Raw genomic sequence first — 21,674 nt, 5'->3', positions numbered from 1 at the left:
CCGGCGGGGTTTTTGTTTGAGCCTGTCAGCCGGGCTTAGTCGGCGTTGTCGCCGTCCTTGCCCTGGGTCAGGTAATCGCCCGCGTCGGCGTCGGTGCCATGGGTTTCACCCTCGACCGATGCCAGCGGAGATCCGCCCTGGGCCGCTTCCGGACCCTGTTCGAGTTCAGCAGCATGTTCTTCCTCGGCGGTGTTCGCCATGATGATATGCTCCTGAGCCTTCTTCCACGAAGCGCGGATGGCAGCATCGCGGCTGTTGGCGGTCACCCGCAGGCGGTTCATGCCCGCACCGGTACCGGCGGGGATGAGGCGGCCGACGATGACGTTTTCCTTCAGACCGATCAGCGTGTCCTTCTTCCCTTCGACCGCCGCCTGCGTCAGCACGCGAGTGGTTTCCTGGAACGACGCGGCCGAGATGAACGACCGGGTCTGCAGGCTCGCCTTGGTGATCCCGAGCAGGATCGGGACGCCGGATGCCGGAGCCTTGCCTTTGGGAAGCTTGGCATTGATTTCCAGCATTTCTTCCAGATCGACCTGTTCCGCTGGCAGCAGGGTAGTGTCGCCACCATCGGTGATTTCAACCTTCTGCAGCATCTGGCGAACGATCACCTCGATGTGCTTGTCGTTGATCTTCACGCCCTGCAGACGATAGACTTCCTGGATTTCGTCGACGAGATATTCGGCCAGCGCCTCAACCCCCATCACTTCCAGAATGTCATGCGGGTTCGGCGAACCCGAGATCAGCGTGTCGCCCTTCTTGACGAAGTCGCCTTCCTGGACGTCGATGATCTTCGTCTTCGGGATCAGGTATTCGACAGTATCGCCTTCTTCCGGGATAATGGCGATCTTGCGCTTCGCCTTGTAATCGCGGACGAATTCAATCCGGCCGCTGATCTTGGCGATGATCGCATTGTCCTTGGGAATGCGGGCTTCGAACAGTTCCGCCACCCGCGGCAGACCGCCGGTGATGTCACGGGTCTTGGCCGCTTCGCGCGATGCACGGGCAAGAATGTCACCTGCTTCCACCTGCTGACCGTCTTCGACCGACAGCGTGGTACCCGGAGCCAGCATGTAACGTGCCGCTTCGGTTTCATCGGACGCTTCGTTGAGCAGGGTCAGACGCGGACGCAGATCCTCCTTCTTCGAACGGCCGCTGGCGCGGTATTCGGTGACGACGCGCTGGGCGATGCCCGTCGCTTCGTCGACGCGTTCTTCCATGGTCTTGCCTTCGGCCAGATCCTGGTAACGCACCACACCTGTGGTTTCGGTGATGATCGGCAGGGTGAACGGATCCCATTCAGCCAGGCGATCGCCTTCCTTCACCGTCGCGCCGTCTTCGAACATCAGCATGGTGCCGTAAGGCACGCGGTGGATCGCGCGCTCCCGACCCGCCGGATCGACAACGACCATTTCACCGGTACGAGCCAGTGACAGACGACGGCCACGCTTGTCGGTGATCGTCGGCATGTCACGGAACACGACCTTACCGTCGGAGATCGATTCCAGATGGCTGGTTTCGTTCACCTGGGCAGCACCACCGATGTGGAAGGTACGCATGGTCAGCTGCGTGCCCGGTTCACCGATCGACTGGGCAGCGATAACGCCGACAGCTTCACCGATGTTGACCGGCGTACCGCGAGCGAGATCACGCCCATAGCACTTGCCGCAAACGCCCTGTGCCGCTTCGCAGACCAGCGGCGAACGGATCTTCGCCTGCTGCACTTCGGCGTCTTCGATCGCCTTGACCATCGGTTCGTCGAGCAGCGTGCCGCTGGGCACGATCACTTCACCGGTGGTTACATTGACGATGTCTTCTGCCGTGGTCCGGCCCAGAATGCGTTCGCCCAGCGATGCAATCACCGAACCACCCTGAATGATGGCGCGCATTTCCAGCGCATTTTCGGTTTTGCAGTCATCTTCGACGATGACGCAATCCTGCGACACGTCGACCAGACGGCGGGTCAGGTAACCCGAGTTTGCCGTCTTGAGCGCGGTGTCGGCCAGACCCTTGCGAGCGCCGTGGGTGGAGTTGAAGTATTCAAGAACGGTCAGACCTTCCTTGAAGTTCGAGATGATCGGCGTTTCGATGATTTCGCCGCTCGGCTTGGCCATCAGGCCGCGCATGCCCGCCAGCTGCTTCATCTGCGCCGGGGAACCACGCGCACCGGAGTGCGACATCATGTAGATCGAATTGATCTGCTTCTGCCGGCCATCCTCGTCCTTGGGCTGGGCGCGGATTTCGTCCATCATGGCGTTGGCCACCTGGTCGCCGCAACGGCTCCAGGCGTCGATCACCTTGTTGTACTTTTCCTGCTGGGTGATGAAGCCGTCCTGATACTGCTGTTCATAGTCAGCAACCAGCGCCTTGGTTTCATCGACCAGGCCATCCTTCGCGTCCGGAATGATCATGTCATCCTTGCCGAAGGAAATGCCAGCACGGCATGCGTGGCGGAAGCCGAGTGCCATGATCGCGTCAGCGAACAGCACCGTGTCCTTCTGACCGGTGTGGCGATAGACTTCGTCGATCACGTCGCCGATGTCCTTCTTGGTCAACAGGCGGTTGACCACGCCGAAGGGCACCTTGTGGCTCTTGGGCAGGCATTCGCCCATTAGCATGCGGCCCGGGGTCGTTTCCACGCGCAGCATGAATTCATTGCCGTGTTCATCGACCTGCGGCACGCGGCTGGTGATCTTGGAGTGCAGCGTCACCGCGCCGACATGCAGAGCCTGGTGGACTTCCTGCATGTTGGTCAGGACCTTGCCCTCACCCGGTTCACCTTCACGGTCCATCGACAGATAATACAGGCCCAGCACCATGTCCTGCGAAGGCACGATGATCGGCTTGCCATTGGCGGGGCTGAGAATGTTGTTGGTCGACATCATCAGCACGCGCGCTTCCAGCTGAGCTTCCAGGCTCAGCGGAACGTGGACGGCCATCTGGTCACCGTCGAAGTCGGCGTTGAAGGCCGAGCAGACGAGTGGGTGCAGCTGGATTGCCTTGCCTTCGATCAGCACGGGCTCGAACGCCTGGATGCCCAGACGGTGCAGCGTCGGTGCGCGGTTCAGCAGCACGGGGTGTTCGCGGATCACCTCGTCCAGGATGTCCCAGACTTCCTTGCGTTCCTTTTCGACCCACTTCTTCGCCTGCTTCAGGGTCATCGAAAGACCCTTGGCGTCGAGCCGCGCGTAGATGAACGGCTTGAACAGTTCGAGCGCCATCTTCTTGGGCAGGCCGCACTGGTGCAGCTTGAGTTCCGGACCGGTCACGATCACCGAACGGCCCGAATAGTCCACGCGCTTGCCGAGCAGGTTCTGACGGAACCGGCCCTGCTTACCCTTGAGCATGTCGCTCAGCGACTTGAGCGGACGCTTGTTGGCGCCAGTGATGACCCGGCCGCGACGGCCGTTGTCGAACAGGGCGTCGACCGCTTCCTGCAGCATGCGCTTTTCGTTGCGGACGATGATGTCCGGCGCGCGCAGTTCCATCAGCCGCTTCAGGCGGTTGTTGCGGTTGATGACGCGACGATAGAGATCGTTGAGGTCGGAGGTGGCGAAGCGGCCGCCATCCAGCGGCACCAGCGGGCGCAGTTCCGGCGGGATGACCGGCACGACTTCCAGGATCATCCATTCCGGGCGGTTGCCGGAATCGATGAAGCTTTCCACGACCTTGAGCCGCTTGATGATCTTCTTCGGCTTCAAAGTGGACTTGGTGGTCGCCAGTTCCTGCAGCAGGTCTTCGCGTTCCTGCACCAGGTCCAGATCCATCAGCATGTGCTTGACGGCTTCGGCACCGATGCTGGCGGTGAAGGCGTCTTCACCATATTCGTCCTGCGCATCGAGCAGCTCGTCTTCGGTGAGCAGCTGATATTTCTCAAGCGAGGTCAGGCCCGGCTCGGTGACGATGTAGGATTCGAAATAGAGGACGCGTTCGAGCTGCTTGAGCTGCATGTCGAGCAGCAGACCGATACGGCTCGGCAGCGACTTCAGGAACCAGATATGCGCGACCGGCGCGGCCAGTTCGATATGGCCCATGCGTTCGCGGCGCACCTTGGTGACCGTGACTTCGACGCCGCATTTTTCGCAGACGACGCCCTTGTACTTCATCCGCTTGTACTTGCCGCACAGGCATTCGTAATCCTTCACCGGACCGAAGATGCGCGCGCAGAACAGGCCGTCACGTTCGGGCTTGAACGTGCGATAGTTGATGGTTTCCGGCTTCTTGATTTCGCCGAAGGACCAGCTGCGGATGCGTTCCGGGCTCGCGATCCCGATCTGGATCTGGTCGAACGTTTCAGGCTTGGCCAGCTGATTGGTGAATTTGGTCAGTTCGTTCATGTCTCAATTCCCGTGTGCAGGGATAAACAGGGGCGAAGGGGGTGGGCGGTTCCGATCAGCGGAACCGCCCCGCCGCCCGTTATTCAGCAGCCTCTGGCCATGCGCCGTCTTCATCTTCGCCATCATCGAGCGACGACAGTTCGACATTGAGGCCGAGCGAGCGCATTTCCTTGACGAGCACGTTGAAGCTTTCGGGAATGCCGGCTTCGAAGGTGTCGTCGCCCTTGACGATCGCTTCGTAGACCTTGGTGCGGCCGACCACGTCATCGGACTTCACCGTCAGCATTTCCTGCAGCGTATAGGCTGCGCCATAGGCCTGCAGTGCCCACACTTCCATTTCCCCGAAGCGCTGGCCACCGAACTGGGCCTTACCGCCCAGCGGCTGCTGGGTGACGAGGCTGTAGGGGCCGATCGAACGGGCGTGGATCTTGTCGTCGACAAGGTGATGCAGCTTCAGCATGTAGATGTAACCCACGGTGACCTTGCGGTCGAAGGCTTCACCCGTACGCCCATCGAACAGCGTGACCTGGCCACTGGTGTCGTAACCAGCCTTCAGCAGCATGTCCGAAACGTCGCTTTCACGCGCGCCGTCGAATACCGGGGTGCCCATCGGCACGCCGTTCTTCAGATTGACGGCCAGCTCGACCACTTCTTCGGTCGTCCGGCTTTCAATGTCATCATGATACTGCGGGCCGTAAACGTCCTTCAGCTTTTCCACGACGGCGGCTGGCGGCGGGGCAGCCTTGGGATCGGGGTTGTTTTCACGCCATTCTTCCAGAGCGCGCGTAACCTGCTGGCCAAGACCGCGCGCGGCCATGCCCAGATGGGTTTCGAAGATCTGGCCGACGTTCATGCGCGAAGGCACGCCCAGCGGGTTCAGCACCAGATCGACCGGGGTCCCGTCTTCGAGGAAGGGCATGTCTTCCTGCGGCAGGATCCGGCTGATCACACCCTTGTTCCCGTGACGGCCGGCCATCTTGTCGCCCGGCTGCAGCTTGCGCTTCACCGCAACGAAGACCTTGACCATCTTCAGCACGCCCGGGGCGAGTTCATCACCGCGTTCGAGCTTTTCCTTCCGGTCTTCGAACTTGTCCTTGATGCGCTTCACCGCCTCATCATACTGGCCCTTCACCGCTTCGAGCTGGGCCTGCATGTTGTCGTCGGCAACGGCGAACTTGAACCATTCGTGGCGTTCGACTTCGTCCAGCAGATCGCCGGTGATGTCGGTGCCCTTCTTGATGCCCTTCGGTGCGGCAGAAGCGACCTGGCCTTCGAGCATTTCGCGCAGACGGTTGTAGGTCGCCCGGTTGAGGATGTTGCGTTCGTCCTCGCTATCCTTCTTGAGGCGTTCGATTTCCTCGTTCTGGATCGCGCGGGTACGGTCATCGATTTCGATACCGTGGCGGTTGAACACACGTACTTCGACGATGGTGCCGGCAACGCCCGGGGGCAGGCGAAGCGAGGTGTCGCGCACGTCGCTGGCCTTTTCACCGAAGATCGCGCGCAGCAGCTTTTCTTCCGGGGTCATCGGGCTTTCGCCCTTGGGCGTGATCTTGCCCACCAGAATATCGCCCGGATGCACTTCTGCACCGATGTAGACGATGCCCGCTTCGTCGAGGTTGCGCAGCGCTTCCTCACCGACATTGGGAATGTCGCGCGTGATGTCTTCAGGCCCAAGCTTCGTGTCGCGGGCCATCACTTCGAATTCCTCGATATGGATCGAGGTAAAAACGTCATCCTTCACGATCCGTTCGGAGATCAGGATGGAGTCTTCGTAGTTGTAGCCATTCCAGGGCATGAAGGCGACGAGGCTGTTCTTGCCCAGGGCCAGTTCGCCCAGATCGGTCGAGGGACCATCGGCGATGATATCGCCCTGCTCCACATGATCGCCCACCTTCACCAGCGGACGCTGGTTGATGCAGGTGTTCTGGTTGGAACGCTGGAACTTCTGCAGGTTGTAGATGTCCACGCCGGGGTTGCCGGCATCGACTTCGCCGCTGGCGCGGATGACGATACGGGTGGCGTCCACCTGATCGACCACGCCGGCGCGGGTGGCACCAATGGCAGCACCCGAATCGCGAGCCACGGTTTCTTCCATGCCGGTGCCGACGAAGGGCGCTTCCGCCTTCACCAGCGGCACGGCCTGACGCTGCATGTTGGAACCCATCAGCGCGCGGTTGGCGTCATCGTTTTCCAGGAACGGGATCAGCGATGCGGCGACCGAAACCAGCTGCTTCGGGCTGACGTCCATCAGAGTGACCTGATCCGACGGGCTCATCACGAATTCGCCGTTCTGGCGGGCCGAGATAAGATCGTCGACGAATACGCCGTCGGCATTGAGTTCAGCCGATGCCTGGGCAACCGTCTGCTTCTGTTCTTCCATGGCCGACAGATAGGTCACCTCGCTCAGCACCTTGCCGTCGCGGACGGTACGGTACGGGGTTTCGATGAAGCCATATTTGTTGACGCGGGCGAAGGTCGACAGCGAGTTGATCAGACCGATGTTCGGGCCTTCCGGCGTTTCGATCGGGCAGATACGGCCATAGTGGGTCGGGTGAACGTCGCGGACTTCGAAGCCGGCGCGTTCGCGGGTGAGACCGCCCGGCCCGAGAGCCGAAACGCGACGCTTGTGCGTGACTTCGGACAGCGGATTGGTCTGGTCCATGAACTGCGACAGCTGCGAGGAACCGAAGAATTCGCGCACCGCGGCCACGGCCGGCTTTGCGTTGATCAGATCGTTCGGCATCACGGTCGACACGTCGACAGAAGACATGCGTTCCTTCACCGCACGTTCCATGCGCAGCAGACCGACGCGATACTGATTTTCGAGCAGTTCGCCGACCGAACGGACACGACGGTTGCCGAGGTTGTCGATATCATCGACTTCGCCACGGCCGTCCTTCAGATCGACCAGTTCCTTGACCACGGCCAGGATGTCTTCCTTGCGCAGCGTGGTGACGGTGTCTTCAGCGTCGAGGCCCAGACGCATGTTCAGCTTCACGCGGCCCACAGCCGACAGATCGTAGCGTTCCGGATCGAAGAACAGGCCTTCGAACAGCGCCTCTGCGGTTTCCTTCGTCGGCGGTTCACCCGGACGCATGACCTTGTAGATCGCTTCGAGGCCCTCGTCGCGATTTTCGGCCTTGTCGACTTCCATCGTGTTGCGGATCCACGGGCCGATGGCGACGTGGTCGATATCCAGCAGGTCGATCTGGTCGATACCGGCGGCATCGAGCTTTTCCAGATTTTCGGGCGAAACTTCGTCACCGGCTTCGATGTAGATCCGGCCGGTGCGTTCATCGATCAGATCGCGCGCGGAATAACGGCCGAAGATTTCCTCGGTCGGGATCAGCAGGGTTTCCAGGCCATCCTTGGCAGCCTTGTTGGCTGCGCGCGGGCTGACCTTCTGATTGGCGGGGAACACTTCTTCACCCGTCTTGGCATCAACCAGGGCAAAGCCCGGCTTCTGGCCGCGCCATGCTTCGGCGACGAAGGGAATCTGCCAGCCTTCGGGGCCGCGCTTCCAGGCGACGGTGTTGTAGAAATGATCGAGGATCTGTTCACCGTCCAGGCCCAGCGCATAGAGCAGCGCGGTGACCGGCAGCTTGCGCTTGCGGTCGATTCGGACGTTGACGATATCCTTGGCGTCGAATTCGAAATCGAGCCACGAACCGCGATAGGGAATGACGCGGGCAGCGAACAGGAACTTGCCGCTGGAGTGGGTCTTGCCGCGATCGTGATCGAACAGCACGCCCGGCGACCGGTGCATCTGGCTGACGATAACGCGTTCGGTGCCGTTGATGATGAAGGTACCATTGCTGGTCATGAGCGGCATGTCGCCCATGTAAACGTCCTGTTCCTTGATATCGAGAACGGAACGGGTTTCGGTTTCCTGATCGACTTCGAACACGATCAACCGCAGCGTCACCTTCATCGGCGCCGCATAGGTGATGCCGCGCTGGCGGCACTCGGTGGTGTCGTATTTGGGATCTTCAAGTTCGTAATGCACGAAATCAAGCTCGGCAGAGCCGGCGAAATCGCGAATCGGGAAGACCGAACGCAGGGTCTTTTCCAGACCAGACACATAGCCGATCGACTTGTCCGAACGCAGGAATTGTTCGTAGCTTTCGCGCTGCACCTCGATCAGATTCGGCATCTGCACGACTTCGTGAATGTCACCGAAGATCTTGCGGATACGCTTCTTCTTGCTGCCGGTCGGGGCGGGAGCGTTCGCCTTTGTCGCCATAGAAAGAGGTGCCTCTTTTGAATGTGCCGCCGGGCGCAGATGCGACCGGGACAGAAAATCGATTCCACGCAGTGCAAGACGACAAAAGGCCGCAGCGCAGCCTGGGCCATGCCCGGCTTTTGCAGCAGCACCTGATCGTCATCTCACGGAAAAAACCTTCGGGCTTCCTTCCGATGGTAGACCCCCGCGTTGGATCCACCCTGCTCGAAGCACCTCTGGCGATGTCGCGCATATAGGAACAACACCCTCCCGAGTCAAACCCGGCCGACCCAAAACAGGCGCGCGTGCAAGGGTTTGGCCGATCGGATTATCGAATTTCGATATTATCGATTGACGATAAGAATGACTCGAATTATTGAATATCGATATCACGCATATCGAGGAACGAGAAATGCCCCGCATCCGGATCGCCGCCGCCGCGCTGATGCTTGCCTTGCTTGGCGCCTGCACCGGCCCCGCGCCTTCATCCATCGAGGCTTTTGCCCTCGCCCAACTCGCCTGATCCACGGAAAGGAACTTCGCATGCCGATTGCTCCGAAGGATCCGCTGCTGACCGCGGCACGGATCACCATCATTATCGCCCGCATCGCCCTGGTCATCGGAATGATCGGACTTGGCGTGGCTGCCGCCGTCACCCTGATCGGCAGCAGCAGATTGTCCGACCAGATCACCATTGCCATCGAACAGGGCGGCGTGGGGGAAGTGACCGGCGGCGCCACGCTGGTGATCCTGCTCACCCTTTTCTCTCTGGGTCTGATGTATGATTTTGCCGCGCGACTGGCGCAGATCATCGACACTGTCGGCCAAGGAGATCCCTTTACTCTGGCAAATGCAGCGCGTTTGACGCGGATGGGCTGGCTGGCCGTGGGCGTCCAGCTGCTTGCGCTGCCCTCCATGCTGCTGTCGACATGGCTGGAAACGCGCGTGGACAAAGGCGTATTTCACCTGGATTCGGATCTGTCGTTGACCGGGATCGCGCTGGCCCTGGTGCTGTTCATCCTGGCCCGCGTGTTTCGCACCGGCGCCGCCATGCGCGACGATTTGGAAGGAACCGTCTGATGCCGATCGTCGTGAAACTGGACGATCTGCTGCATGACAGGCGGATGACCCAGACCGAGCTGGCCGAACGGATCGATTTGACGCTGGCCAATGTTTCCATCCTGAAGACCGGCAAGGCCAAGGCAATCCGCTTTTCCACTCTGGAAGCGATCTGCCGGGTGCTGGAATGCCAGCCCGGCGATCTGCTGGGCTATGAGCCGGATTGACGACGACCCTGACAAGCAATCTTGACTCTGGCCGCCCGATCCGTCATTGGCCCGCCCCGATCAGGAAGGTTCGCCCTGCCCGATCATCCGTCCGAGACAGCTGGCGCCGGTTTTCCGGCTTAATTTCCAGCCTAGGCGGGGAAAAGAGTTTCAACGGCGCCGCCTGGCTGCGCCGTTTCCGGCATGTGATGCATGCCGCCCTCCTTCCCCAACCGTGGACTCGCCCGCGCCCTGACCGGCGCGGACAAGCATGAGCCGGTCGCGGCGGCGCAAGCCAAGGCGACCATAGTGAAGGAGTATGGCATGGATCGTTCGCAGAAAGCCGATTCCGTCGCCCAGCTCAACGCAGTCTTCAACGAGGTTGGTGTGGTGGTCGTCACCCGCAATCTCGGCCTGTCGGTGGCCCAGTCCACCGCCCTGCGCGTGAAGATGCGGGAAGCCGGTGCGACCTACAAGGTTGCGAAGAACCGTCTCGCCACCATCGCGCTGAAGGACACTCAGTACGAAGGCCTTGAGGCACACCTCAATGGCCCGACTGCTCTCGCCTGGTCGGTAGACCCGGTGGCGGCTGCCAAGGCAGCAGTGGATTTCGCCAAGACCAACGACAAGCTTGAAATTGTCGGTGGTGCAATGGGGGCAACGAAGCTCGACGAAGCTGGTATCCGGGCGCTCGCCTCGATGCCGTCGCTCGACGAACTGCGTGGCAAGCTCGTCGGTCTCGTCAATGCGCCCGCCACCAAGGTGGCGCAGCTGGCAACCGCACCTGCAGCCAAGCTCGCCCGCGTTTTCGGCGCCTATGCCGCCAAAGACGCTGCGTAAGCGGTTTTTTCAAACAAGCGAATTCGCCGGGGCAACCCGGTTCATCATTTGAACGGAGTAATATAACATGGCTGATATCGCCAAGATCGTAGAAGAACTGTCGCAGCTGACCGTGCTCGAAGCCGCTGAACTCGCCAAGGCTCTGGAAGAAGCATGGGGCGTTTCCGCCGCTGCTGCCGTGGCTGTTGCTGCACCTGCCGCTGGCGGCGACGCACCTGCCGGTGAAGAGCAGACCGAATTCGACGTCATCCTGACCGGCGACGGCGGCAAGAAGATCCAGGTCATCAAGGAAGTCCGTGCGATTACCGGCCTGGGCCTGACCGAAGCCAAGGCGCTGGTCGAAGGCGCGCCGAAGGCTGTCAAGGAAGGCGCTCCCAAGGCAGAAGCCGAAGAAATCAAGAAGAAGCTGGAAGAAGCCGGCGCAACCGTCGAACTCAAGTAATCTGTCGGCGGGTACCCCGCCACAGACCAGCTTTGGTCAAAACGGAAAAGGGCAGTGCCATCGGCACCGCCCTTTTTTGCGTCCGCCATTCTGAAACACCTCGCGCGATCCAGCGACCGGATGCAAAAAAGGCGGCGTGCCCCTGCAGGGGCACGCCGCCTTTTGCCATTATACCGCAGCGTGGATCAGAGCGACTTCAAATAATCGATGATCGCCTGACGACGGGCATCATCCTTGACGCCGCCAAATGCCATGGTGGTACCCGGCACGACCTTGCGCGGATCGCGCAGATATTCGTCCAGCGTCGCCTGGTTCCAGGTCAGACCCGATTCCTTCATCGCATTGCTGAAGGTAAAGCCCGCCACATCGCCAGCCTTGGCATTAAAAACATTCGCCAGTGACGGGCCGAGGCCGTTTTCGCCCGGACCAACCTTGTGACAGACCGAGCACTGGGCGAAGGCCGGCGGCGGGCCGGCGGCAGCAACCGGCGCAGCAGTTGCGCTTGCGCGCGCAGCCGGTGTGGCGGCAGCGGAAGCGGCGGTGGTCGGAGTGGCACTAGGGCTCGGCGTGGCGGCGACAGATTCGCTTGCCGCCGGGGTCGGCGTGGCATCCGCTGCTGCTGCATCAGTGGCCGCAGCATCGGGTGCCACCGCCGTGTCAGCTGAAGCAACAGCCGCCGGGCTGGCCGGGTCTTCCGGCACATTCGCTTCTTCAGGCGGACCGCCGCAGGCGGCCAGGGCGAGAATCAGCGTCAAAGCAGACGCAGTCGTTTTGATGTTCTTCATGAATCTTCCCAACCAATAGGCTCCCCTCCCCTATCGCCGCTTGGCGACAATATAAAGGGGCTGCTGCCCGTCGGGCACTGGGCCGTGACAAAACGGATGCAGCCGCCAACATCCGCTTCCCCCGGTGCTGCTAGAGGCCTATCGGACGCGGCCCATGTCTTCTGTCTTCCTCTCCCCCGCCGGACGCGCGGAATTCGGTGCCACCCTGCGCCTCGCCGGACCGCTGGCCGCCGCCAATCTGCTGCAGATGGCGATCTATGGGGTGGATGTGATCTTCGTTGCCCGGCTGGGCGCCACCACGCTGGCCGCAGCCAGCCTGGCCGTGACGATCCAAGGCCTGCTGCTGTGGGCCCAGGCCGGGATGATCGGCGCCGTATCGGCCCTGATTGCCGAGGAGAAGGGCCGGCGGCGCCATGCCGTGCGCGAGGTGCGCCGGTCCGTCCGGATGGGCCTGTGGCTGGCAGTGTTAGCCGGACTGGTCGGGATGACGATCTGCCTGGGCGCGGGGCCGTTGATGCGGTTGACGGGGCAGGATCCGGAGATCAGCGCCCATGCGCTGCATTTTCTGGCGATCATCGCCCTGTCGACCATTCCGATGAACATTGCCGCCGTGCTGCGCAATTTCGTGGCCGCCGTTGGCCGGCCGATGTTCGCCACCCTGATCAACGCGGCAATGATCGGCGTGCAGGCGCTGGGCAATTACATGCTGGTGTTCGGCAAATGGGGCGCCCCGGAAATGGGCCTGACCGGTTCCGGCGTCGCGACAGTCATTACCAGCATCGTCTTCGTCATCGCCTATGCTGTGGCGATCCATACCGATCGCAACCTGCGCCGCTATCGCATCTGGGGCAATCTGTGGCGGGCGGAATGGGACCGCTTCGCCGCGCTGCTGCGCATCGGCGTGCCCGTAGCAGTGACGATCATTGCCGAGGCCGGCATCTTCAGTGCGGCCGCCTTCATGATGGGAGCGATTTCGCCGCTCGCCCTGGCCAGCCATACGCTGGCGCTGCAGATCGCATCGCTGGCGTTCCAGATTCCGTTCGGCATTGGCCAGGCGGTGACCATCAGGGTCGGCTATTTCTATGGTTCGGGCGATCGGGTCGGCGCGGGCCTGGCCGGGTGGACCGGCATCGCCATCGGCGGCGGCTTCATGCTGGTGACGGCCAGCGCCATGCTGCTGTTTCCGCGCCTGCTGCTGAGCATCTATGTCGATGTCGATGCGGCCGCCAATGCCGCCATGATCGCGCTGGCGCTGCAATTCATGGTGGTGGCGGCGGCGTTCCAGATCGTCGATGGCACGCAGGCGGTGGCGATGGGCGCGCTGCGCGGATTGCAGGATACGCAGATACCGATGCTTTATGCCCTGTTCGGTTACTGGGTGCCCGGCTTCATGACCGCACTGATGCTGGGGTTCCATACGCCGCTGCAGGGGATCGGTATCTGGATCGGGCTGGCGACAGGCCTGCTGGTGGTGGCGGTGCTGCTGATGATTCGCTGGCTGCGCCGCGAACGGTTGGGCTTGCTGCCGGGGTAATCCGGCGCAGATCCGCGCTTTGTCATAAAATTCTTGCGGCTTGCGGTTGACGGCCACTGGCTGGCTGCACATATGCGGCCCGCTGGCACTCTCCCCCTGAGAGTGCCAAATCGATAACCCATTCTAATGGAAGAGGTCATATAATGGCATTCCGTCCGCTGCACGACCGCGTACTGGTCCGCCGCATTGAGGCCGAAGAAAAGACGGCCGGTGGCATCATCATCCCCGACAGCGCCAAGGAAAAGCCGAGCGAAGGCGAAGTGGTTGCCACTGGCACCGGTGCCCGTTCGGACGATGGCAAGATCACCCCGCTCGACGTCAAGGCTGGCGATCGCGTGCTGTTCGGCAAGTGGTCCGGCACCGAGGTCAAGGTCGATGGTGAAGACCTGCTGATCATGAAGGAAAGCGACATTCTGGGCGTGATCGCCTGATCGCGACCCTTTCGTTTTTCCCTGTTTGAAATTTTCCAGAGAGGAATAATCCAATGGCTGCAAAGGACGTGAAGTTTTCGCGCGACGCGCGCGAACGCATCCTCAAGGGCGTTGACACGCTCGCCAACGCCGTGAAGGTCACGCTGGGCCCCAAGGGCCGCAACGTCGTGATCGAAAAGAGCTTCGGCGCACCGCGCATCACCAAGGACGGCGTTTCCGTCGCCAAGGAAATCGAGCTCAAGGACAAGTTCGAAAACATGGGCGCACAGATGCTGCGCGAAGTGGCTTCGAAGGCGAACGACAAGGCCGGTGACGGCACCACCACCGCGACCGTGCTGGCCCAGGCCATCGTGCGCGAAGGGATGAAGTCGGTTGCTGCCGGCACCAACCCGATGGATCTGAAGCGCGGCATCGATCTGGCCGTTGGCAAGGTCGTCGAAAACCTCAAGGGCCGTTCGAAGAACGTTTCTGACTCGAACGAAATCGCTCAGGTCGGGATCATTTCCGCCAATGGTGACCGTGAAGTCGGCGAAAAGATCGCTGAAGCCATGGACAAGGTTGGCAAGGAAGGCGTGATCACCGTCGAGGAAGCCAAGGGTCTCGAATTCGAACTCGACGTTGTCGAAGGCATGCAGTTCGACCGTGGTTATCTGTCGCCTTATTTCGTGACCAATCCGGAAAAGATGATTGTCGAACTCGACGATCCCTACATCCTGATCCACGAAAAGAAGCTCTCCAACCTGCAGTCCATGCTGCCGGTGCTGGAAGCCGTGGTGCAGTCGGGCCGTCCGCTGCTGATCATCGCTGAAGACATCGAAGGCGAAGCACTGGCAACGCTGGTGGTCAACAAGCTGCGTGGCGGCCTGAAGATCGCTGCCGTGAAGGCTCCGGGCTTCGGCGATCGTCGCAAGGCGATGCTGCAGGACATCGCGATCCTGACCAAGGGCGAGATGATTTCGGAAGATCTGGGCATCAAGCTGGAAAGCGTGACCCTGGGCATGCTCGGCCAGGCCAAGCGCGTTTCGATCGACAAGGACAATACCACCATCGTTGATGGCGCCGGCGATGCCGACGGCATCAAGGCACGCGTGGAACAGATCCGTGCGCAGATCGAATCCACCACCAGCGATTACGACCGTGAAAAGCTGCAGGAACGCCTGGCTAAGCTCGCCGGCGGTGTTGCGGTGATCAAGGTTGGCGGTGCGACTGAAGTCGAAGTGAAGGAACGCAAGGATCGCGTCGATGACGCGCTGCATGCCACCCGCGCTGCGGTTGAAGAAGGCATCGTCCCCGGCGGCGGCACGGCTCTGCTCTATGCCACCAAGGCTCTCGAAGGCCTGACCGGCGTGAACGAAGACCAGACCCGCGGCATCGACATCATCCGTCGTGCACTGCAGGCTCCGGTGCGTCAGATCGCCGAAAACGCCGGCCATGACGGCGCGGTTGTTGCCGGCAAGCTGATCGAAGGCAATGACGAGCAGCAGGGCTTCAACGCATCGACCGATGTGTACGAAAACCTGGTGACCGCCGGCGTGATCGATCCGACCAAGGTTGTGCGCACCGCACTGCAGGACGCCGCTTCGGTGGCTGGCCTGCTGATCACCACGGAAGCGGCGATTGCCGACATTCCGGAAGACAAGGCAGCCCCGGCCATGCCCGACATGGGCGGCATGGGTGGCATGGGCTTCTAATCCCCAAGCCAATCGACAGAATTGGGGCCGGAAGAGTGATCTTCCGGCCCCTTTTCTTTGCCCGATCGCCAGCTTGTTCCTGTATGGCCCGATGATAGACTGCACCCGATCGACCGCCAATGCAGCGGGGACACAAGGGGAGAGTCCTGTTATGCGCCGCCATCTGATGCTGGTCAGTGCCCCAGCTCTTGTCATTGCATTGTCGATGACGACCGCCGCCTGTTCTTCGGGCAGTGACGAACCCGCCGCAGAGGCGGTCGCCAAAACCAATGAGGGCGCCTATCGCGCCGCCATTGCCGATATAGCGCGGACCGATGCGGAACGTACCAGCGACGCCACGCGCAAACCCGTTGAATTGCTCGCCTTTGCCGAAGTCATGAGGGGCGAGAAAGTGGGCGATTACATCATGGGCGGCGGTTATGTGACCAAGCTGCTGGCCGCGACCGTTGGGGCGGAAGGGCGCGTCTATGCCTTCCAGCCCGATGAGTTCATTGCCTATCGTTCCGAATATGCGACCGAGCAAGATGCGGCGGTGGAGCCGTTTCGCAATGTGACCGCGCTGCGCGGGCCAATCGGGGCGCCGCCTTTCCCCGAACCGCTCGACACCATCATCACGGTGATGAATTTCCACGATCTCTATCTGAAACCCATGTCGGCCGACACTGGCAGCAAGGCGAGCGCAGCACTGTTCGCTGCGCTGAAACCCGGCGGGACACTGGTTGTGGTGGATCACGCAGCTGCCAGCGGCAGTGGCACCAGCGCCGCCGACACGCTGCATCGGATAGACAAACAGGCCGTGATCGATGCGCTGACCGCCGCCGGCTTCACGCTGGAGCAAGACAGCACGATGTACGCAAGGTCGGACGACCCGCACACCGCCAATGTTTTCGATTCGGCGATTCGGGGGAAAACGGATCAATTTTCGCTCAGGTTCCGCAAGCCGGGCTGATAAAAAGGGCGACCGATCGTTTCTGAAGGCAGTCGGTCGCCCAAGGCAATCCGTTCATCGCGAGAGCAATTGTGATGAATGGCGATGCGGTTAAGCCTTTGCAAACAATGAGGGTGGTACAAAGCAAGCCATGAAGCTCGGAAAATTTGGACGGATCGCCGCCGGCCTCACGCTGGCTTTTGCAACCGCGACGACGGCCATTGCGCCGGCGCAAGCGCGCGATGGCAATATCGAAGCAGCTTTCGATACAGCCTTCGGGACGGATATCCGTGCCCCGCGCGACTTTACGCCCAACTATCGCAGTGCCCTGGAACAGCAGATCGCAGCCTTGGCCGAAGGGTCCAGCGGTCGCATTGGCGTGGCCGCGATCGATCTGTCGACCGGGCAAGAGGTGGCCATTCTGGGTGACCAGCGGTTCCCGATGGCCAGCACCAGCAAGATCGCCATTGCCGCGACATTCCTGGAAGGTGTGGACCAGGGAAAATGGAGCCTTTCCAGCGAGTTTCCGCTGATGGTGCCGATACGATCCGCCCGTTTTTCGACGACGATCGCGCCTGTACGGCAGGGTGAATTTCTGACCGCGCAGACGCTGATCGACATGATGATCACACGCAGCAGCAATCCCGCAACCGACGCCTTGCTGGCGGCCGTGGGCGGCCCAAGCGCGGTGAACGATTGGGCGCGGCGGGCCGGGATCAACGAGTTCCAACTGTCCCGGGACATTGCCACGCTGGTGCGCGATGACGGGGAAATCGACCCCGCCGTGAGCATCGACGTGCGCGACAGTTCGACGCCGCGAGCGATGGTACAGTTGCTGACAGGCCTGTATCAGGGCCAGTGGCTGAGTTCCGCCAGCCGCCATGTGGTGATCAGCGCGATGGAGCGTTGCCGTACAGGAACCCGGCGAATTCCGGCACTTATGCCTGGCGGCGTGACGGTGGCGCACAAGACCGGATCGCTCAACAACACATCCAGCGACATCGGTATCATCACCGCACCGGACGGCCGATCGATCGCCGTGGCCATCTATGTGACGGGGCAGGGAACGCGGGATCGGCGGGAAGCGCGGATCGCGAATATCGCCCGGGCGATTTATGACGGCTATGCCCAGCAGGGGCAGAATGCATCGTCTTCCCAGCAGTGGGTCAACGCACGCTACTGATTTTCAACGGAACTGATTCAGGCCGGCCGGCTGCCCGACAGGGTGGCCGGCCGTTTGCGTTTGGGCACGCTGTAGTGCGCCCTGCCTCCGCCTGGACGCGCCCTGCCTGCGCATGAACGCGTAAAAGCGCGCGCGAGCACGCCGGAGCCGGCGCGGGAAGCGGGCAAAAGAAAAGGGCGCGACCTTGCGGCCGCGCCCCGTTCAAAAACTGCAGTAGCGTAAAGCTTACTGAGCAGCCGCGGTCGAAGCAGCCGAATCAACAGCCGTTGCGGCGCTCGAAGCGGCCGAGTCAACGGTTGCTGCTGCGTCCGAAGCAGCCGAATCAACGGTTGCTGCTGCGTCGGTGGCGGCCGAATCAACTGCTGCTGCAGCCGAATCAACGTTTGCCGAAGCGTCTTCCATTGCGGATTCGGTGGTTGCTTCTGCGCCTTCGGTGGTGCCTTCCGAGCAAGCTGCAACGGTCAGAGCGGAAACGGCAACGGCAGCGGCGAGAATGATCTTGCGCATGATATGAAATCCTTTGTTGGGGTAGAAATTGTCTTCAACAAAGGGCGCCAGCGAGGCCGGCGCCCTTCGTCAAAACCGATTACTGAGCAGCGGTGGTCGAAGCAGCCGAGTCAACAGTCGAAGCGGCGGTCGAGGCAGCCGAATCAACGGTCGAAGCGGCGTCCGAAGCAGCCGAATCAACGGTTGCTGCTGCGTCAGCTGCGGCGCTGTCGACCGAGTCAACGGCTGCGTCAGCGTTTGCTTCGACGTCTGCGATGGCGGCGTCGGTTGCTGCTTCTTCGGTGGTGCCTTCCGAGCAAGCGGCGACGGTCAGAGCGGAGACGGCAACAGCAGCGGCCAGAATGATCTTGCGCATAATTTCGATCCTTAAACAGCGAGTAGAAGACGCCAACCAATTGATGTTCGGCGTGAAATCCACCCTCAGGGGAAGACCTCAGCGCTCTTAATAATGGCCACTTTAAGGCGGCGCAAGCCAAATGTGGCGATCTTGTGGCGACACCATGGCCAATTGTGGCGGGCCCAGCGACAAACATGATGGCGGGATGAAAGCGGCTGACCGTGCCCGCGCCACCTGCTAGCACCCCGCAAATGACGGAAAAGCAGCATCTCTATCTGGTCGACGGATCGTCCTATATCTTCCGCGCCTATCACCGCCTGCCCCCCCTGACCAATCCGCACGGCACCCCGGTAGGGGCGGTTTACGGTTACACCACCATGCTGTGGAAGCTGGCCGACGATCTGGACAAGGCAGACGGCCCCACGCATCTGGCCGTGATCCTGGACAAGGGCAGCCATTCGTTCCGCAATGACATGTACGATCAGTACAAGGCGCATCGGCCGCCGCCACCGGAAGATCTGGTGCCGCAGTTCCCGCTGATTCGCGATGCCACCCGCGCATTCAGCCTGCCCTGCATCGAGGAAGACGGGCTGGAGGCTGACGATCTGATCGCATCCTATGCGCTGGCCGCCGCGCGGCAGGGCTGGGATGTGACGATAGTATCGTCGGACAAGGATCTGATGCAGCTGGTGGGCGAAGCCATTCCCGGCGACAACGGCCTGCCCGGCGGCAATATCGACATGCTGGATACGATGAAGAACCAGCGGATCGAAATCCCCGAGGTGGTCGAGAAATTCGGCGTGACCCCGGACAAGGTTGGCGATGTGCTGGCGCTGATGGGCGATTCGGTCGACAATGTGCCGGGCATCTTCGGCATCGGGCCCAAGACCGCGTCCAAGCTGATCCAAGATCATGGCAGTCTGGCCGCAGCACTTGATTCGGCCGAGGGGATGAAGCCATCCAAGCTGCGCGAGCGACTGATCGAAGGGCGCGAGATGGCCCTGCTGAGCCGGCAACTGGTGGCGCTGAAGGAAGACTGCCCCCTGCCCGTCGCGCTGGAAGACATGGTTCTGCGGAGCATTCCGCCCGAACCGCTGAGCGCCTTCCTGACCGAACATGGTTTCACCAGTCTGCTGCGCCGGCTGGGCGATGGCGCCGGTTCGCCGTCACGCCCGACCACGCTCAATCCGGCCAAGCCGCAGACCTCCGGCGCCCCCGCCGCGCCCGGGGGCAACCGCCAGCCCCCGCCCGAAATGCCAGCGGTGGATCGCAGCACCTATGAATGCGTGCAGACCATGGAGCGGCTGGAGCATTGGATCGCCCGCGCCTTGACCGCGCGGCTGGTGGCGATCGATACCGAAACCAGCGCGCTGGATGCGATGAATTCCGATCTGGTCGGGATCAGCCTGGCGCTGGGCCCCAATGATGCCTGCTATGTGCCGTTCGGCCATGGCGGCACCGACATGTTTGCCGAACGGCCCGAACAGGTTCCGATCGATGCCGCGCTGGCGGCCCTGCGCCCGCTGCTGGAAAGCGATGCGGTGCTCAAGATCGGGCAGAACATTAAATATGATCTGACCATGTTTGCCCGGCACGGCATTCAGGTGGCGCCGATCGACGACACGATGATCATTAGCTTCGCGCTGGATACCGGGCGGTCGCTGGACGGCATCGGCGGCGGTCATGGCATGGATGAGTTGAGCGAACGCCATCTCGGCCACACCACGCTGACCTTCAAGGACATCTGCGGCTCAGGCAAGAAGGCGATCCCGTTTGGCGAAGTGCCGCTGGACCGGGCGACCGAATATGCGGCCGAGGATGCCGATGTGACCTGGCGGCTGCACAGTCTGTTGAAACCCAGGCTGGCGATTGAGGGCGGAACGCGCGTCTATCAGACGGTCGATCGCCCGCTGATCGCGGTGGTGGCGCAGATGGAACGCCACGGCATCCGCGTCGATCGGACCCGCCTGGCCGGGCTGTCGGAAGAGTTCGCGATCGAGATTGCCCGGATCGAAGGGGAAATCCACGAGCTGGCCGGGCAGAGCTTCACCATCGGCAGCCCCAAGCAGCTGGGCGATATCCTGTTCGACAAGATGGGATACAAGGGCGGGCGCAAGGGCAAGAGCGGCCAGTATTCGACCGATCAGGCCATTCTGGAAGCGCTGGCCGGACAGGGTGCGCCCATTGCGCAGAAGGTGCTGGACTGGCGCCAGCTGGCCAAGCTGAAGAACACCTATACCGATGCGCTGCAGGCGGCGATCAATCCGGTCACCCAGCGGGTCCACACCAGCTACAGCCTGGTGGGCGCGCAGACCGGGCGGCTGAGTTCGACCGATCCCAATCTGCAGAACATCCCGATCCGCACCGCCATCGGCCGGCAGATCCGCCAGGCCTTCGTGCCCGAGGCAGGCAATGTGCTGCTGGCGGCCGACTATTCGCAGATCGAGCTGCGGCTGGCGGCATCCATGGCCGATGTGCCGCCGTTGAAGGAAGCCTTCGCCCAGGGCGAGGACATCCATTCGCGCACGGCCGAGGAAATGTTCGGTGCGGTCGATCGCGATACGCGTGCGCGGGCCAAGACGATCAATTTCGCGATCCTCTACGGCATTTCCCGCTGGGGGCTGGCCGGGCGGCTGGGCACCAGCGCCGATGAGGCGCAGGCGATGATCGATCGCTATTTCGAACGCTTCCCCGGGATCCAGCGCTATATCGTGACCACGCTGGAGCAGGTGCGCGAGCGCGGTTATTCCGAGACGCTGTTTGGCCGCAAGACCTGGTTCCCGCGCATCAATTCGAAGAACCAGGCGGAACGCCAGGGCAGCGAGCGCGCGGCGATCAACGCCCCGATCCAGGGCACCAGCGCCGACATCATCAAGCGCGCGATGGTGCGGATGCTTCCGGCCTTGGCGCAAGCGGGCCTGCCGCAGGTGCGCATGCTGCTGCAGGTGCATGACGAACTGGTGTTCGAATTGCCCGAAGGCGATGTGGCAGCGGCGTCAGATGTGATCCGGCAGGTGATGGCAGAGGCCGCGCTGCCGGCGGTGACACTGGATGTGCCGCTGGGGGTCGAGATCGGCCATGGTGCCAGCTGGGATGCGGCGCACTGATCGGGTTTTTGGGCGGAGGTTGGTGCGGGAACGAGGGCTGACCTGGTTGCTTTGGTTCTGTTGCG

Annotated in this window: 16 protein-coding genes; 11 read left to right on the top strand and 5 right to left on the bottom strand. The window is 61.7% G+C overall.

The window, feature by feature from the left end; genetic code table 11:
* Nucleotides 1–35 precede the first annotated feature (35 nt).
* Both rpoC and rpoB read right to left on the bottom strand, forming a co-directional pair.
* A complete protein-coding gene (gene rpoC, locus GRI97_RS14555; protein WP_161391938.1) occupies nucleotides 36–4,334 on the bottom strand; it encodes a DNA-directed RNA polymerase subunit beta' in 4,299 nt (1,432 codons plus the stop codon).
* Between the two features lie 79 nt (nucleotides 4,335–4,413).
* On the bottom strand, nucleotides 4,414–8,580 hold the full coding sequence (rpoB, locus tag GRI97_RS14550; protein ID WP_161391937.1) for a DNA-directed RNA polymerase subunit beta: 4,167 nt from the start codon (nucleotides 8,578–8,580) through the stop codon (nucleotides 4,414–4,416).
* Nucleotides 8,581–8,935: 355 nt separating this feature from the next.
* Here rpoB and GRI97_RS14545 point away from each other — a divergent pair, with 355 nt between their 5' ends.
* The 5 genes from GRI97_RS14545 (at nucleotide 8,936) to rplL (ending at nucleotide 11,106) form a co-directional block, all read left to right on the top strand.
* Complete coding sequence (locus tag GRI97_RS14545) at nucleotides 8,936–9,082, top strand: hypothetical protein (RefSeq protein WP_161391936.1); 147 nt, start codon at nucleotides 8,936–8,938, stop codon at nucleotides 9,080–9,082.
* Nucleotides 9,083–9,102: 20 nt separating this feature from the next.
* A complete protein-coding gene (locus GRI97_RS14540) occupies nucleotides 9,103–9,639 on the top strand; it encodes a DUF2975 domain-containing protein (RefSeq protein WP_161391935.1) in 537 nt (178 codons plus the stop codon).
* On the top strand, nucleotides 9,639–9,845 hold the full coding sequence (locus tag GRI97_RS14535; RefSeq protein WP_161391934.1) for a helix-turn-helix domain-containing protein: 207 nt from the start codon (nucleotides 9,639–9,641) through the stop codon (nucleotides 9,843–9,845). Before GRI97_RS14540 ends, GRI97_RS14535 begins: the two co-directional genes overlap by 1 nt.
* Before the next feature lie 303 nt (nucleotides 9,846–10,148).
* The gene (gene rplJ / locus GRI97_RS14530) at nucleotides 10,149–10,664 is read left to right on the top strand and encodes a 50S ribosomal protein L10 (protein ID WP_161392204.1); all 516 of its coding nucleotides are present in this window, start codon (nucleotides 10,149–10,151) and stop codon (nucleotides 10,662–10,664) included.
* Nucleotides 10,665–10,731: 67 nt separating this feature from the next.
* The gene (gene rplL / locus GRI97_RS14525; protein ID WP_161391933.1) at nucleotides 10,732–11,106 is read left to right on the top strand and encodes a 50S ribosomal protein L7/L12; all 375 of its coding nucleotides are present in this window, start codon (nucleotides 10,732–10,734) and stop codon (nucleotides 11,104–11,106) included.
* A 185-nt stretch (nucleotides 11,107–11,291) separates the two neighbouring features.
* Here rplL and GRI97_RS14520 read toward each other — a convergent pair whose 3' ends face one another.
* Nucleotides 11,292–11,891 carry a c-type cytochrome gene (locus tag GRI97_RS14520; protein ID WP_161391932.1) on the bottom strand — a complete coding sequence of 200 codons (600 nt, stop codon included), beginning with the start codon at nucleotides 11,889–11,891 and terminating at the stop codon, nucleotides 11,292–11,294.
* Between the two features lie 154 nt (nucleotides 11,892–12,045).
* Between GRI97_RS14520 and GRI97_RS14515 the strand changes: the two genes are divergently transcribed.
* The 5 genes from GRI97_RS14515 to bla all read left to right on the top strand — a co-directional run bounded on the left by GRI97_RS14515 (nucleotide 12,046) and on the right by bla (nucleotide 17,658).
* On the top strand, nucleotides 12,046–13,425 hold the full coding sequence (locus tag GRI97_RS14515; RefSeq protein WP_161391931.1) for an MATE family efflux transporter: 1,380 nt from the start codon (nucleotides 12,046–12,048) through the stop codon (nucleotides 13,423–13,425).
* A 143-nt stretch (nucleotides 13,426–13,568) separates the two neighbouring features.
* Nucleotides 13,569–13,856 (top strand): co-chaperone GroES, encoded by a 288-nt coding sequence (groES, locus tag GRI97_RS14510; protein ID WP_161391930.1) that lies wholly within the window; start codon nucleotides 13,569–13,571, stop codon nucleotides 13,854–13,856.
* A gap of 53 nt (nucleotides 13,857–13,909) precedes the next feature.
* Nucleotides 13,910–15,547 (top strand): chaperonin GroEL, encoded by a 1,638-nt coding sequence (gene groL / locus GRI97_RS14505; protein ID WP_161391929.1) that lies wholly within the window; start codon nucleotides 13,910–13,912, stop codon nucleotides 15,545–15,547.
* A 151-nt stretch (nucleotides 15,548–15,698) separates the two neighbouring features.
* Entirely contained in the window at nucleotides 15,699–16,496 is a 798-nt protein-coding gene (locus tag GRI97_RS14500; protein ID WP_161391928.1) for a class I SAM-dependent methyltransferase, read from the top strand.
* A 130-nt stretch (nucleotides 16,497–16,626) separates the two neighbouring features.
* Nucleotides 16,627–17,658, top strand: coding sequence for a class A beta-lactamase (bla, locus tag GRI97_RS14495; RefSeq protein ID WP_161391927.1), 1,032 nt, complete (start codon nucleotides 16,627–16,629; stop codon nucleotides 17,656–17,658).
* Between the two features lie 225 nt (nucleotides 17,659–17,883).
* Here bla and GRI97_RS14490 read toward each other — a convergent pair whose 3' ends face one another.
* A complete protein-coding gene (locus GRI97_RS14490) occupies nucleotides 17,884–18,165 on the bottom strand; it encodes a hypothetical protein (RefSeq protein WP_161391926.1) in 282 nt (93 codons plus the stop codon).
* Nucleotides 18,166–18,244: 79 nt separating this feature from the next.
* Nucleotides 18,245–18,520, bottom strand: coding sequence for a hypothetical protein (locus GRI97_RS14485; protein ID WP_161391925.1), 276 nt, complete (start codon nucleotides 18,518–18,520; stop codon nucleotides 18,245–18,247).
* Nucleotides 18,521–18,753: 233 nt separating this feature from the next.
* Between GRI97_RS14485 and polA the strand changes: the two genes are divergently transcribed.
* Nucleotides 18,754–21,609 (top strand): DNA polymerase I, encoded by a 2,856-nt coding sequence (polA, locus tag GRI97_RS14480; protein ID WP_161391924.1) that lies wholly within the window; start codon nucleotides 18,754–18,756, stop codon nucleotides 21,607–21,609.
* Nucleotides 21,610–21,674: the final 65 nt, after the last annotated feature.

This window comes from Croceibacterium xixiisoli (assembly GCF_009827305.1).
GTDB classification, from domain to species: domain Bacteria; phylum Pseudomonadota; class Alphaproteobacteria; order Sphingomonadales; family Sphingomonadaceae; genus Croceibacterium_C; species Croceibacterium_C xixiisoli.
The sequence above is the reverse complement of the archived record's forward strand: the minus strand, read 5'-3'. Positions and strand labels throughout refer to the sequence as shown.